The sequence below is a fragment of the Photobacterium obscurum genome (genome assembly GCF_026191635.1).
Lineage (GTDB): Bacteria > Pseudomonadota > Gammaproteobacteria > Enterobacterales > Vibrionaceae > Photobacterium > Photobacterium obscurum.
In genome coordinates this window covers 55,635-70,316 of sequence record NZ_JAKRRW010000027.1, presented here as the reverse complement: position 1 = coordinate 70,316, position 14,682 = coordinate 55,635, and the positions used below count along the sequence as shown (strand labels likewise).

The following is a 14,682-nucleotide window of genomic DNA, read 5'->3' as shown; positions in this document are numbered from 1 at the left end:
CAATCTGTTGGGTGTAAACCGGGCAGATATCATCTGATAAGATGTAAAATATATAATGTCGGTGAATAGCGCAGCTTGGTAGCGCATCTGGTTTGGGACCAGAGGGTCGGGGGTTCGAATCCCTCTTCACCGACCACTCTTTGAAAGCCTCGTCTTATGACGAGGCTTTTTTCGTTTCTGGGGTTTATCATAGCTTTTCGGTGAATAGCGTAGCTTGGTGGCGCATCGCATGCTCTTGTGTCAGCGGATCAGAGGGTCGGGGGTTCCCCAGACCTTGAATTGGCTCTTCACCGACCACTCTTCGAAAGCCTCAACTGCGTGTCCCGGACTTATGACGAGGCTTTTTCGTTTTTTGGGGGATCGGTAATAGGTTTTTGGTGATAGCGCAGATGGTACCTACTTACACTGCGCCTTTTTGCCTTCTGTTAACAGCTTAACGGTAAGTCCTTGCTGTTCAAGCAGAGCCGGTACCCCTTGCTCGCCAAGTAAATGCAAACCTCCTACTACCACGAGATAGGTGCCGCGCTGGTAAGTTGGCTTATTAACTAGTTGCTGCGCCCAGTTGCGGTTGCGTTCGAAAATGAGCTTCTCATCGGTGACTTCGGAATATTGGCTTTCTTCGAATAACGAGAGGAGATGCTTATGATCCCCTGCCTTCCATGCCGAAATAAGGCATGACAGTTGTGACTGCATTTCATCCCAGTCATGGATCGTGGTTAGCAGGAGATCTTTGCCGTGGTCAGGTAGGTTTTCCATCAGCGCAAGCTGCTGACTGATGCTTTCTAGCTCTAGAATGGGGATGTTTTTCGCCTGAGCACGTTGAAGCAGTACCACATCAATGCCTTGTTCGGGATTTAAGCCTGCCTGTGTGGCCATTGCCATCTGGAGGTTAACGGCGGCCAGCCAGGGAGGGCTGTGAATAAGCGACAGGAATGGCAGCCCTGCTTCTTTGGCAATATCGGCCAGTGTATCTTTGTCTTGGCTATCGAGCAGTGTCGCGCTGGTTGGAATGTTTCTGTCGATTGAAAAATCCGATGGTTGGAGGATATTGGCTTCTACAACCAACCCGTCCGCCTGTGGCCAATAGTCGAGAAAAGCTTGCGGCAGTGGATAGAAGTTCTGTTTGCCGGCATGAATAGAGCCCAGCAGGACAAACTGACGCTGCGAATCTTTTGCCAGCCAGACCATAGGTTCGGCAAGTGCCGAGCTGGCGACAAACGGAAGTAAGAGCAGTGCTTTAGATAACAAGGATTTGAACATGGTGATCCTGGCCAAAAACAGATAACTGACATTGGTTATATCAGTTATCTGCAAGGAAGGCTAACGATCAGAAAATGTTAGCCTTTGGTGGCTGGGTGCAGCCAGAACCACCAGACTATAAAGGCAATTGCCGCTAATCCAATCAATGCAATCATGTTATTTCTCCTGGTATTCGGGCTTAAATAAGCGCAGACGGTTTGCATTGCTCACCACGGTGATAGATGACAGCGCCATCGCCGCGCCGGCTATTACTGGGCTGAGCAGTGCTCCTGTCAGAGGGAACAGAATACCAGCTGCGACCGGGATCCCCAGTGTGTTATAGATGAAAGCGCCGAACAGGTTCTGTTTCATGTTTTTCAAGGTGGCGGCCGAAAGTTGAAGTGCATCGGCAACACCATGCAGCGAGTGGCGGATCAGGGTGAGCTGGGCACTTTCAATGGCGACATCGCTGCCGCTGCCCATTGCAATACCGACCTCGGCCTGTGCCAGTGCCGGTGCGTCGTTGATCCCATCACCAACCATGGCGACTTTCTTTCCTCGCTGTTGCAATTCAGCAATCTTTGCAGCTTTACCGTCAGGTAATACCCCGGCAATCACGGTATCGATCCCAGCCTGTCGCGCGATCGCCTTGGCTGTAATTTCGGTATCTCCTGTTAGCATCACAACTTCAAGGTTCATTTTTTGCAGCCGCTGTATGGCTGCCACTGAGTCTTCCCTTAGCGGATCGCTGATCCCTAGCAAGCCAGCCAGTTGATTGTCGATGGCGACATAGATTGGGGTTGCGCCTTGGCTGGCAATAGCATGGATATCGCCGTCAGCCAAAGATATATCGATGTTATTCTTGGCCATTAGCCTCTGATTGCCCAGCAGAAGTTGGTGCCCGCTTACTACTCCTGAAACACCGTAGCCAGGCATGGCATGGAACTCCGATTGGGCCGATAACGGCAAAGATTGTGCCTTGGCTGCATTGACGATAGCTTTGGCAAGCGGATGCTCGGAACCTTGCTCTAGGCTGGCTGATAATGTAAGTAGGTGCTCACCGTTAGCCCCGTTGTAGCTATGGTGGCTGATGACCTGAGGCTTACCTTCTGTCAAGGTGCCGGTTTTATCAAGGACAACGGTATCGATGCCTGAGGCAATCTGCATGGCTTCAGCATTGCGGATCAGGACACCATATTCTGCAGCCCGTCCGACCCCAACCGTGACTGACATTGGGGTTGCCAGTCCCAGTGCGCATGGGCAGGCAATAATCAGGACGGTTGTCGCGGTGACTAGCATGTAGACAGAGGATGGCTCAGGGCCAAAGTAGTACCACACCATAGCGGTAAGGATGGCTATGATCATAACGGCAGGGACAAAGATCGCTGAAATCGTATCGGCCAAACGGGCGAGTGCCGGTTTGCTGCTTTGTGCCTGGCGAACCAGACCGATAATACGTGCCAGCATGGTGTCATTACCTATTTGCTCCGCTCTGAATAGCAGGCTGCCATTCTGGTTGATCGTACCGGCGTGAAGTTTGTCGCCTTGCTGCTTGTTGGCAGGAAGTGGCTCCCCCGTTAGCATCGACTCATCAAGGTAGCTCTGCCCGCTTTCAATCGTACCATCTACCGGCACCTTGGCTCCCGGATGAAGACGCAGCAGCATTCCGCTTTTCACTTCAGCCAGTGGGACTTCCTGCTCGGTGCCGTCGACAACGATAATGGCTGTTTGTGGTTGGAGATCTATCAGCTTCTCAAGGGCTTTTGAGGTACGGCTTCGTGCTCTGGCCTCTAGGGCATGACCAAGCGTGATAAGACCGAGGATCATTGCTGAGGCCTCAAAATAGACATGTCTGGCCTGCATTGGGAAGATGTCCGGTACCAGCACGACAATCATCGAATATAGCCAGGCAGAGCCCGTACCGAGTGCAACTAGTGTATCCATAGTGGCACGATGGTGTTTAAAGGCTTTCCAGCTATTGATATAGAAGTGGCGGCCGATCGTAAACAGCAGAGCAAATGTCAGGAGCCCCACCATTCCCCAGCTGATCTGGCTGGTCGTGGAGTTAATCATCATGCTGCCGCCGAAGATCCCCCATGCCATCATAGGTATACCGGCTCCAAGAGCAATGAAGGCATTACGGAGGTGCAGGCGGAATGTCTGCTCGTTTTGTTGCTGTTGCCGCTGTCGGCGGCTTTGCTCATCTTCGCTTGGTTCGGCACCATAGCCTGCATCGGTGACTGCCGTAATCAATGAATCAACAGGGGCATTGCCAGATACCAGTGCCGTTCTCTCGGCAAGATTGACATTGGCGCTGGTGACACCGGGAACATTGATAATGGCTTTTTCGACCGAAGCGACGCAACTGGCGCAGGTCATGCCTGTTAGCAGCAGTTGAACCGTTGTATCGTCGCTCGTACCTGCGGGGTGTATTTTTGCTGGCTTCTTGGTGATGGGTTGATCTGGCGCTGACGTTTTAATTTCCTTGTGGTTTGCTTTTGTTTCTTGGTGTGTTTCTTTTTTTGGTGTTTCTTTGTGATAAGCGCTGAAGCCAATATCGCGAATGATGGCGATAAGCGTATCGACATCGAGGGAAGTGTTGATTTCGGCCTCTGATTTGCTGACTTGGAAGCCGGAAATCTGCGGATGATTATTCAGCACTTGTTCTACTTTGGCTACACATTTGCCACAACTCAGGCCGGAGAGCCCAAGCGTAACGTTTTGCTCCATGGGGACCTGATAACCAGATGTTTCGATCAATGTGATCACCGCATCTCTTGATAGCGTTCCTGTTACGTCTGCCTGTGTCTTGGTTACCGAAAAATGCTCGATGGCTGGCTCGTCAGAGAAGGCTTTTTCAAGTTTGGCGACACATTTTCCGCAGGACAGGCCGCGCAGGGGCAGGCAATGGTGTTGGCTAGCAACGACTTGATAGCCGAGCTGTTCTATCACGGTGGTGAGTGCTTGCTCGGTGAGCGTACCGGTGATCGAGACATGGGTTTTGCTCACGTCAAAGTCAACGATTTGCGGGTTGGCTGCGAGCGCTGTTTCGACTTTTTTTACGCATTTGCCGCAGGATAACCCTGTGAGAGCAAGCGAGCGGCGGGTACCGGCTTCATAGCCAAGAGCGGTAATGGCGTCGAACAGAGGGGAAAGCTCGGTATCTCCACGGACAATGGCCCGTTTGGTATCCACGTCTACAAACTCAATGCCGGGCAGTGCGATTAAGGATGCTTTGATTTTTCCCGCACAGTTCAAGCAGCGAACTTTACTGAGCGGTACGATAAATTCAGCCATGTGTCTCTCACCTTAGCTAGGGGCTGGTAGCAGCGGAATGCCGACTGTCCCTGTCACTATTTCAACGATTAGCTGAGAATAAACCTTCCATCAAGTGGAAGGTCAACGATTAACTTTATTGATGGCCATTTATTGTCGCTCTAAGCGAGACGGGCTTGCTTTTTAGCGGAAGTTGGCGAAATAATGAGGTCATAACCTTCCAGAAGCTGTAAGGATGAGGCTATGAATATCAGTGAGGTCGCCAAGCAAACCGGCTTGACGGCTAAAACAATTCGTTTTTATGAAGATAAAGGCATTATTACCGTACCTTCAAGAGCAAGTAACGGCTATCGCCATTACAGTAAAACCAATGTTGATGAGCTGCAGTTGATTCGTCGCTCTCGACTGGTGGGGTTTACCCTGGATGAATGCCGTGAACTGCTGGATTTTTCTCGCGACCCTCAGCGCAAGAGTGCAGACGTGAAAGCGAAGGCTGAGCAAAAATTGAGTGAGATTGATGATAAAATCGCGGAACTGCTAGAGATGAAGAATACTCTTGAGACCCTGACCAAGCAGTGCCCGGGAAATGACAGCGCTAACTGCCCAATTATTGAGGGCTTATGTCATCATTCTGACTAAAGCCGTGATGGGTTTCGATAGACGAATATTGAAAAGCCGCGATATACATCGCGGCTTTTTGCTACAGGATGAAGAGATAGTTGTTGATTAGTACAACAGCGAATATAGTTGGCGGCGGTAGTTGCCGGCAATCGGGTTACCTTGACCAAGGGCCGTCAGAATATCCATCATGGTCTTCTTGGCATTGCCGTCGGCAAAGTTCATATCTTTACGTAGCAGGGTGATCAGTAGCTCCAGGGCCTCTTCTGCACGCTCTACTTGGCTATACTGGACCGCAAGTTCAAAGGCAACGTCAGTATTGGCTGGATCGGCGGCCAGTTTTTCTTCTAGGAGACGGATCTCGGGAGAGTCGCTGGCTTGTTTATGAAGCTCTAGCTTGGCCATCAACCCTTTATACTTGGCATCCTGATCCTGCATAGGGACGGTTGCCAGCAGTGTTTCCGCCTCATCGTATTGTGACATTTCAACCAAGCACTCTGCGATGGCTAGAGAAATAATGCTGTTTTGACCAAACTGCGTCGCCAGTTCACGCAATACAGGGAGCGCTTGGGTATATTGCTGGCTATCAACCAAAGCCAGAGCTTGTTTCAACTGTAGCTCTTCTTGGCTCGGCAAATGTTTGCTTAACATTGCGCGCAGGCTTTCTTCTGTCTGCGGGCCGCCTGCGCCATCGACGGGCTGGCCATTTTTGAACAGAGCAACAGTCGGTAAGCCGCGAACACCAAACTGTGCTGCAACCGCTTGTTGGCTTTCACAGTTCAATGTAGCAAGTACGAGCAGCCCCTGATATTGCGCGGTGATCTGCTCCAGAATATTGTTTACTTCCACCGTTTCAGGCATGGATGGTGCCCAGAAACTGATCACGACAGGCGTCTGCATTGATTGCTCAATGACCTGTTGCAGATTCTGTTCGCTAAGTTCGATTGCTAGTTTCTCGTACATGCTGCTTATCTTCACTTTAATAGGCTTTGTGTTATTAGTTATGGGGTTATATTGTGAGAAATCAAGAGCAAAAAGGAGAGCTAGGCTCTCCTTTTTAGTTTTGCATGGTAAGCAGCAGTGCGAGTGTTACACAGACACACAGAATATTAATTTGGCGCAATGTCATCAGTACACCTGTTTATCGTTTTGTATTAGGGCCAGTGATAGGTGGTTGTAACCGCAGAGGTTCCTTTCAACTTACCGTAATAATTTAACTCTCTTATATGACACAAATATTACGTTTCTTTATTTTTTGCCCCTAATCCTCATATTTAAGTCGCTAAGTGTTATTTGTGACGTTTGTAAAGTTGGATTCGGGGCTTTTTTGAACAGGGTGAGTTGGTTTTTTTGCTGTGATATTGACAATGATATGGGCAAATACCTTCAAATTCGCGCTGTTTTACCAAAAAACGGTATTTGCCGTACTTTGATTCTAGGGAGGTGTGCTTGGGATCAGACACTTTTGCTCAGCATCTCATCTAGCCAGCGGACTGGCAATATGCGGCGCAGGAAGCCAAAGATATAAGTCGGCTGGGTAACATAGTAACGGGCTTTGGGCCGCTCACTGCGGATGATCGTTTGTAATGGCTGTAATACGGCCTCTGGAGATAGCGTAAACTTGTTCGATGGCGAGGCTTTTCCCAGCCGATCCAAGGTCTTTTGATAGCTAGCTTGATGGCGTGACCCTGCAGTATCAATATATTGCTCAAACTGCCGCTTGGCATTTTCCCGGAAATGGCTCTCGATGGGACCAGGTTCAATCAGGCAAACATGCAGTGGCGTATCCCTCAACTCCAGGCGCAAGGTGTCAGTGTAACCTTCTAGGGCGAACTTGCTGGCATTGTAGGCCCCGCGATACTTCATCGCGACCAGCCCGAGTACCGAGCTGTTTTGCACTATTTTTCCGTGTCCTTGTTTCAGCATCAACGGAATAACTGCCTGGGTAAGCTCATGCCAGCCAAATAGGTTGGTCTCAAATTGCTGTCGCAGAGCGTGGGTGGGTAAATCTTCGAGAGCTCCCGGCTGGCCATAGGCCGCATTGTTAAAGAGCACATCCAGTTTGCCCCCGGTGATTGTCAACGCTTCAGCCAATCCCTGGTGGATAGAGTCGGTGCTGTTTAGATCCAGTTGGACACAGTGCAGCCCTTCGGCTTGGAGTCGGGTGACATCATCGGCTTTTCTGCAGCTGGCCACTACTTGATAGCCCGCCTGATGCAAGGAGTGGGCGCAGTGGTAACCGATGCCGGTACTGCAGCCGGTGATAAGAATAGAGGTAGTCATAATGTCCTTTTCTGGCTGACCTTACTAAAGGTAAGGGGTGATTTTCTTCGCGACAAACCGAGCAATCCAAGGCTGGGCATCTGGTTTGGGGTGTAAGCCATCTTCCATGATCCACTCCTGTTTCAGGATGATTTCTTCCAGGAAAAAAGGCAATAACGGTGCATTATATTGTTCGCTCAACTGTGGGTAGATACTACTGAATACCTCGCTGTAACGTTTTCCGTAGTTAGGTGGAACATGGATTTGCATTAACAGTGCTTTTGCTCCCGTGGCATGTATCTGAGTGATCATCTGGCTGAGGTTATTGCGTATAGTAGAAGGAGCGAAGCCTCGTAGCCCATCATTCGCACCGAGCTCGATAATGACGTAATCTGGATTATGTTGTTGTAGTAACTTTGGTAGTCGAGCCAAGCCGTTACCCGTGGTGTCGCCGGAAATACTGGCGTTTACCACCGTCATGGTATGTCCGTGCTGCTCTAGTATTGGCGCCAGCAGGATAGGCCAGCTTTGCTCGGCAGGCATTTGATAGCCGGCACTCAGGCTATCTCCTACTACCAGCAGTGTGTTGCTGTGGGCTGTAAACGAGAAAAAAACAAACAAGACAACGGAAAGGAATCGCATCATGTCAACATCCGTGATTAAGGCTCTATCGGTATCCAAACTGGTGACGACCGCATCATCGTCACTCACCATTCTGCAGGATGTTTCTCTTGAGGTCGAGCAGGGAGAAGCGATTGCTTTGGTTGGAGTTTCCGGTGCCGGAAAATCGACGCTAATGACGCTCCTCGCCGGGTTGGATATTCCAACCAGTGGCGAGATTGAATTATTAGGACAGGCACTCTCTCAACTTGATGATGAAGCAAGGGCTGCATTGCGTAGCGAGGCAATCGGCTTTGTCTTTCAGAGCTTCTTGTTAATTCCTTCGCTCAGTGCGCTGGAGAATGTGATGCTGCCTGCCATCATTAAGGGTGAAGATGGTGATGAGTTTCGGGCGGCGGAATTATTGCAGCAGGTTGGCTTAGAAGGACGTGAGAGCCACCTGCCTTCTCAGTTGTCTGGCGGTGAGCAGCAGCGCGTGGCATTGGCCCGGGCCTTCATGACTCGGCCTCAGGTGCTGTTTGCCGATGAGCCGACAGGCAACCTTGATCAGCATACCGCAGCCAACGTGATTGATTTGCTCTTTTCCCTAAACCGGGATCACGGAACCACTTTGGTGCTGGTCACCCATGATCCGCAGCTGGCACAACGCTGTGATCGTATCCTGCGGATCCAAGGTGGAAGTGTGGAGGCGGCATGACGGAAATGAGTGACGTCGAACAAGTAGTAAAACCACGCACGCAGCCGTTTCTATGGCGTTGGAGCTGGCGAGAACTGTGGCATGGGCAACTCTGGCCGGTTGCTGTGGCCTTGACCTTAATTATTGCCTGTGTGTTTGCCTTGTCGGCGCTGGTGGTTCGGGTCGAGAAGATCATGGTTGATCAGGGGCGATCTATGATTGCCGCGGATTTAGTATTCCGCTCGGCAAACCCGCTAGAGGCGTCACTGCTCAGTAAGGCGCGGGAACTGGGGCTGACTATTTCGCAGCAAACCCGTTTTGGCACCATGGCATTTAGCGAGCAGGAGATGCAACTGGTCAGTGTCAAAGCGGTAGAAAGTGATTTCCCGTTACGGGGCGATTTAGTGTTGCAGGGGGAGGCTGTTCAGCACCGGGTTAAGCCGGGAGAGTTGTGGTTGGCTGAGCGGCTTTTCTCTCTACTGGCCGTAGAGCGTGGTGATGTGATAGCCATAGGCGATGCCGAGCTGACGGTAGCCGGGAAGATTGTCCAAGAGCCGGAATTGTCATTCAACCCTTTTAGCCAGATGCCTGCGGTATTGATCCATGGTAGTGATCTGGCTAAAACCGGGGCGATTCAGCCGGGTAGCCGGGTACAGTTTCGGGCATATTTCAGTGGCCCTGATGAACAGTTAAATCTGTTGCAGAAGGCGGTTACGTTACAGCCTGGTCAGCGCTGGATCAGTGAAACTACCCAAGGTCGAACTGGCGATTTGATCGAAAGGGCAAGGCAATATCTGTCGCTGACCCTGATTTTGGTGATCCTGATGGCGACGGCAACGCTGGTGCTGACTTGCTTGCATTATACCTCTACGCGGGTTGAGACTGTTGCGATGATGAAAAGCCTCGGTGCCAGCAAACGCTGGCTGTGGCAGTGGCTGGCTAGGCAGCTGACCATGTTGTTTTTCATTGCCGCGCTGGCCGGCCTCTCTATTGGCTGGCTGCTGGAGTTTTTACTGAGGTTGCCTCTATCTGATGTATTGCCCGATCCTTTGCCGGAAATCGGGCTAACCCCGTTGGTGATTAGTTTGTTGGTTGCCTTGTTGGTTGCGATTCCGGGGGGAGGAATTTCTTTGCTGCGACTGGTTGATGCACCGGCGGTATCGGTGATCCAGCAGCAAGTTGACTGGCCGGTGAAACGCAATAGTTACGCGTTGATGCTAGTGCCGATTGTGGCTGCCCTGGTGTGGTTTGGCAGTAACAAGTTCATGTGGTTGACCCTTGCTGGGTTGGCAGCCCTGCTAACGGTTCTGGCCTTGTTGGGGCTCTTGATTGTGGCTTTGCTAAAGCGGGGGAGATGGGGAGCTGCCATTAAGTTGGCACTGAGCCGGATCAGCCGCAGTCCCTTGGCTACCGGGGCACAACTGGCCGCCCTGACCAGCTCGATGATGTTGCTGGCGGTGATTTGGTTACTGAGAACCGATTTGCTGGCAGACTGGCAGCAAACTCTGCCGGTAGATGCCCCTAATGTCTTTGCCCTGAATATTAGCCCGGCGCAGCAACAAGATTATCTGTCCATGTTGGATACCAATCGGGTGAGCCGTTCTGAGAGCTACCCGGTGATCCGTGGCCGTCTGACAGCTATCAATCAGCAAGACTTGCTGGCGGAGAAGGAAGCGGGGACGGCGCGGGACGAATCTTTGCGGCGGGAGTTGAATTTTACCTGGCGAGATACTTTGCCGGTACACAATAAGTTGATCGACGGTAAGTGGTCGCAGTCTAAGGGGGTATCGGTAGAGTCGGGTATTGCAGAGCGTCTGGGGATCACTCTGGGCGACGAACTGGCGTTTAATGTTAACAGCCAGGCCTTCAGTGCGACTGTTACCAGTATTCGACAGGTTGAATGGCGCAATATGCGGCCGAATTTCTATTTTATCTTTACTCCAGACGTCATGGCTGAGCTACCTGCGACCTGGTTGTTGAGCTTCAGGATTGAAGCAGATCAACATGCATTGATTAATCAGCTCGGCCGGGATTTTCCGACCGTGACGCTGCTGGATTTACGGATGATGGCAACCCGTATCCAGGCGATATTACAGCAGGTGTCCTTGTCGCTTTCGGTACTTGCAATACTGGGCGTCAGCAGTGGCCTGTTGCTGGTACTGACTTTACTCAGACTAAGCCTGTCGCAGCGCAGAGATGAGATCAAGCTCTATCGTACTCTAGGAGCAAGCCGTAGGCGTATTTCAGCGACGGTATGGTGTGAGTACGGGATCATGGCATTAATCGCCGGGGTAATGGCGACACTGGGGGCTGAAACGGTCGTGGCGACACTGGTTAAATGGGGCTTCGAATTACCGGTACAAGGTCATCCGTGGCTATGGATTGTGTTGCCCCTACTATCACTGGTGTTGGTGGTTGTGATAATCCGCTCGATGCTACGGCAGCTATTGCTGCCGTTGAAAGGGTAACAGCAGGAGCGGGTTCCTGTATTATCCAAGCGTTTCTTTTAACGCATGCTCCAGCTTGGGATAACAGAAGTGGAATCCCTGCTGTTGCAAGCGTGCCGGAAGCGCTCGCTGGCTATCGAGCAGCAATGATGCGGACTCACCAAGCCCCAGCTTTAGTAGCCAGGCAGGCGTTTTGAAAATATGGGGGCGATGCAGCACATGCGCCAGCGTCTGGCTGAATTCTTTATTGGTGACGGGGTTGGGAGAGGTGAAGTTATAGGCTCCGCTGGCTTCGGGGTGCTTGAGCAGAAAGAGGATTCCCTTCACCATATCGTTGAGATGGATCCACGGGAAATATTGCTCGCCATTGCCAAGGGGGCCACCTAGACCCAGCTGATAGGCTGGTAGCATACGGGCCAGCGCCCCGCCTTGTTTCGCTAATACAATTCCGGTACGGAGCAGGCAGACCCGGGTTTTTTCTGACTGGGCAGCGAGAGCCGCTTCTTCCCACTTGCGGCAAACCTGGTGGGCAAAATCAGTGTTGTTGACCTCCAGGTTTTCGTCAAAACTCACCGCTTTTTGATCCCCGTAAATCCCAACGGCCGAACCGCTGATAAAGGTATGGGGCGGGTTGGAACTGGCTTTGATCTTCTCTACCAGCTGGTTGGTGATCTTCCATCGACTCTGGCAAATAATCTCTTTCTGCTTGTCACTCCAGCGTTTGTTAACGATAGGTTCGCCCGCTAAATTGATGATGACGTCAATGTCATTGAAGTCAGTCAGCTCATCAAGGCTGGAAATGACCTTAATATGGTGTCCTAGCCGCTGGTAAGCTCGATTAGGGTCCCGGCTGAGTACGGTGACATGGTCATGAGCATGATTGAAGTGAGGAAGAAGTGCCTTGCCGATAAATCCAGTGCCGCCAGTAACAAAAATATTCATACCATCCATTGTCCTATACCACTAAATTCAAGCAACACAATAAGCTGAAAATGTTCACGCTAACATTAGTATAAACGATTAACAGGGGGATTTTTCAATCACAGGGTTGGGTATAAATCCGGAAACCGGCAGCTCGAGGCAAAACAAAGGGAGTTGATATAGCCTTGATAATTGCAAGGTATTTTATGTTCAATCTTCAATAATGTGCCTGGCTTCTCGACTTATGCAATAAAGTTTGTTGCTAAATGTGAATGGCTATTACTGTTAAGAGTAACACGGAAGATATGCAGGAGGCAGCATGACATCGATTTGGGCAATGTTTAAAGCGATGCTCTCCAGCCTGCGAGATTTACTCCCCATTATTATGGTGATTGGCTTTTTTCAGCTGGTGGTACTGCAACAACCCTTACCGTCCTGGGGACCGATTCTCCTCGGTCTGGTTCTGGTGGTAATGGGGCTGACCTTTTTTATTTTCGGTTTGGAAATGGGACTGTTTCCAATCGGAGAGTCCATGGCTCGTTCGTTTGCCAGCAAGGGTAGTGTAGTTTGGCTGCTTATTTTTGCTTTTTGCCTCGGGTTCGGAACGACCATTGCCGAGCCTGCCTTAACGGCGGTAGCCGCCGAAGCCGCAGAGGTTGCTGCCGAAGGCGGATTGATCGCCCCCGATGAGACTGAGCAGGAGGAGTATGCAAACGGACTGCGGGTTACCGTAGCCCTGTCTGTCGGGCTCGCCATCATGCTCGGGGTGATCCGGATATTGAAGGGCTGGCCCATTCACTGGATGATTATTAGCGGCTATGTTCTGGTCATGATTATGACCTGGTTTGCTCCACCGAGTATTGTTGGCATTGCCTATGATTCCGGAGGGGTGACCACCTCGACCATTACTGTTCCACTGGTGACGGCTCTTGGGGTCGGGCTGGCATCATCAATCAAAGGCCGCAATCCGATGATTGACGGTTTTGGGCTGATCGCCTTTGCCTCTCTGACGCCGATGATTTTTGTTATGGGCTACGGCATGCTGGTGCATTGATTGAAGGACGCATGATAGATCTATCGTCAGTACTGACTCATTTTTTGAATACTCTAGGAACAACAGTGCGGGATGTACTGCCTATCGTGATCATTATTTTTGGTTTCCAGCTCGCGGTGTTGCGACGACCGGTTGCGCACTGGCACCAGGTCTTGCTTGGATTTGTGTATGTTGTTCTCGGGTTATCACTGTTTTTGATGGGACTGGAGCTTGCGTTGTTTCCCCTTGGGGAATCAATGGCCGCGCAGTTGACGGCGCTCGATTTTTTGTTTGGTAGTGATGAAGCAATACCGGCCCAGGTGCCCTGGACAGAATACTACTGGGTATACCTGTTTTCGGCCGCGATAGGATTCAGTACCACAGTGGCAGAGCCATCGTTGATAGCCGTGGCCATAAAAGCAAGTCAGGTTTCTGGTGGCACGATTAAGGTCAATGGATTACGTATTGCTGTTGCTTTGGGGGTTGCCTTTGGTATTGCCTTGGGAAGCTACCGAATCGTTGCCGGTGATCCGCTGCATTATTATATTTTGGCGGGCTATATCGTGGTGGTTGTTCAAACCTACTTTGCCCCCAAAACCATTGTACCGTTAGCTTATGACTCGGGTGGGGTAACGACTTCAACCGTGACGGTGCCGATTGTCACGGCACTGGGGTTGGGCTTGGCGTCGACCGTGCCGGGGCGCAACCCGATGTTGGATGGATTTGGATTGATTGCGTTTGCCAGTTTATTTCCGATGATCACCGTAATGGGCTATGCCCAGTTGTCGGTATGGCAAGGCCGTAAGGAGACAGACTAATGCGCTTTAAGTTACTACTTGCTTTTGTTGAAGATTCAAAAACGGACGATGTGCTGGATGCTGCCCGTGAGGCTGGGGCAACTGGGGCAACGGTGATTAATAATGCCCGGGGGGAGGGGCTGCATAAGAAGAAAACGTTTTTCGGCTTAAGCCTGGAAGTGCAGCGTGATGTGTTGCTGTTCGTGGTTGAAGAACATTTGGCACGATCGATTCTGGAAACGATAGAGAAAGTCGGTGAGTTTGATTCCGGACCCGGTCAGGGTATTGCCGTTCAGTTGGATGTCGAAGATGCCATCGGGGTTGCTCATCAGGTTGAAACGTTGACTAAGGTTGTGGAGGACAAGTTATGAGTCGCGATACGGTTGTAAGGGTCAGGGATGTGATGATGAATACCTACGCCATAGTGGAAGGGTTGACGACGGTTGCCGAGGCGGTAGGGATTGCCAAAGAGCGTCAGGTCAAGGCTCTGATTGTGAACAAGCGTCATGACGATGATGAATATGGCATCGTGCTGATGAATGATATAGCCAAGAAAGTACTGGCAATCGATCGCTCGCCACAGCGTACTAATGTCTATGAGATTATGACCAAGCCTGCCTTGTCGGTGAGTGCTACCATGGATGTTCGCTATTGTGCCAGGCTGTTCGAACGCTTTGGGATCAGCCGGGCCCCGGTGATCGAGGACGGCAAGGTGCTGGGGATGGTGAGTTATAACAATATTGTGCTGAACGGTATGCTGCGGGATAAATAAACCGGAAGCTACAGGGGAAG

Annotated in this window: 13 protein-coding genes and 1 tRNA gene; 8 read left to right on the top strand and 6 right to left on the bottom strand. The window is 51.0% G+C overall.

The features are described 5' to 3' along the window. The first annotated feature begins 59 nt into the window (after positions 1 to 59). Positions 60 to 136 (top strand) — tRNA-Pro (locus MD588_RS22920). Positions 137 to 396: 260 nt separating this feature from the next. Here MD588_RS22920 and MD588_RS22915 read toward each other — a convergent pair. Then, complete coding sequence (locus tag MD588_RS22915) at positions 397 to 1,260, bottom strand: TraB/GumN family protein (RefSeq protein WP_265700135.1); 864 nt, start codon at positions 1,258 to 1,260, stop codon at positions 397 to 399. 156 nt (positions 1,261 to 1,416) lie between these two features. After that, positions 1,417 to 4,536, bottom strand: coding sequence for a copper-translocating P-type ATPase (locus MD588_RS22910; RefSeq protein ID WP_265700134.1), 3,120 nt, complete (start codon positions 4,534 to 4,536; stop codon positions 1,417 to 1,419). Between the two features lie 222 nt (positions 4,537 to 4,758). On the opposite strand from MD588_RS22910, the gene cueR reads away from it, so the two are divergent. Next, a complete protein-coding gene (gene cueR / locus MD588_RS22905; RefSeq protein ID WP_265700132.1) occupies positions 4,759 to 5,154 on the top strand; it encodes a Cu(I)-responsive transcriptional regulator in 396 nt (131 codons plus the stop codon). Between the two features lie 87 nt (positions 5,155 to 5,241). On the opposite strand, the gene MD588_RS22900 is transcribed toward cueR, so the two are convergent. From MD588_RS22900 to tesA, 3 genes are all read right to left on the bottom strand, one after another. Further along, complete coding sequence (locus MD588_RS22900; RefSeq protein WP_265700131.1) at positions 5,242 to 6,096, bottom strand: co-chaperone YbbN; 855 nt, start codon at positions 6,094 to 6,096, stop codon at positions 5,242 to 5,244. Positions 6,097 to 6,588: 492 nt separating this feature from the next. Further along, a complete protein-coding gene (locus tag MD588_RS22895; protein WP_265700130.1) occupies positions 6,589 to 7,416 on the bottom strand; it encodes an SDR family oxidoreductase in 828 nt (275 codons plus the stop codon). Between the two features lie 24 nt (positions 7,417 to 7,440). After that, positions 7,441 to 8,040, bottom strand: coding sequence for a multifunctional acyl-CoA thioesterase I/protease I/lysophospholipase L1 (tesA, locus tag MD588_RS22890; protein ID WP_265700128.1), 600 nt, complete (start codon positions 8,038 to 8,040; stop codon positions 7,441 to 7,443). Here tesA and MD588_RS22885 point away from each other — a divergent pair. After that, positions 8,039 to 8,713 carry an ABC transporter ATP-binding protein gene (locus MD588_RS22885; RefSeq protein WP_265700127.1) on the top strand — a complete coding sequence of 225 codons (675 nt, stop codon included), beginning with the start codon at positions 8,039 to 8,041 and terminating at the stop codon, positions 8,711 to 8,713. The genes tesA and MD588_RS22885 overlap by 2 nt on opposite strands. Beyond that, on the top strand, positions 8,710 to 11,160 hold the full coding sequence (locus MD588_RS22880) for an ABC transporter permease (RefSeq protein WP_265700125.1): 2,451 nt from the start codon (positions 8,710 to 8,712) through the stop codon (positions 11,158 to 11,160). Before MD588_RS22885 ends, MD588_RS22880 begins: the two co-directional genes overlap by 4 nt. Before the next feature lie 21 nt (positions 11,161 to 11,181). On the opposite strand, the gene MD588_RS22875 is transcribed toward MD588_RS22880, so the two are convergent. Continuing rightward, entirely contained in the window at positions 11,182 to 12,081 is a 900-nt protein-coding gene (locus MD588_RS22875; protein ID WP_265700123.1) for a TIGR01777 family oxidoreductase, read from the bottom strand. Positions 12,082 to 12,379: 298 nt separating this feature from the next. Here MD588_RS22875 and MD588_RS22870 point away from each other — a divergent pair, with 298 nt between their 5' ends. The 4 genes from MD588_RS22870 to MD588_RS22855 are packed head-to-tail and all read left to right on the top strand — an operon-like array spanning position 12,380 to position 14,662. Further along, positions 12,380 to 13,114: a DUF1538 domain-containing protein gene (locus tag MD588_RS22870; protein WP_265700122.1), complete on the top strand. Its 735-nt coding sequence runs from the start codon at positions 12,380 to 12,382 to the stop codon at positions 13,112 to 13,114. A gap of 11 nt (positions 13,115 to 13,125) precedes the next feature. Then, positions 13,126 to 13,911: a DUF1538 domain-containing protein gene (locus MD588_RS22865; protein ID WP_265700120.1), complete on the top strand. Its 786-nt coding sequence runs from the start codon at positions 13,126 to 13,128 to the stop codon at positions 13,909 to 13,911. Continuing rightward, a complete protein-coding gene (locus tag MD588_RS22860) occupies positions 13,911 to 14,261 on the top strand; it encodes a P-II family nitrogen regulator (protein ID WP_265700119.1) in 351 nt (116 codons plus the stop codon). The genes MD588_RS22865 and MD588_RS22860 overlap by 1 nt, the downstream gene beginning before the upstream one ends. After that, positions 14,258 to 14,662, top strand: a complete 405-nt coding sequence (locus MD588_RS22855; RefSeq protein WP_265700117.1) for a CBS domain-containing protein — start codon at positions 14,258 to 14,260, stop codon at positions 14,660 to 14,662. The genes MD588_RS22860 and MD588_RS22855 overlap by 4 nt, the downstream gene beginning before the upstream one ends. The last annotated feature ends 20 nt before the right edge of the window (positions 14,663 to 14,682 follow it).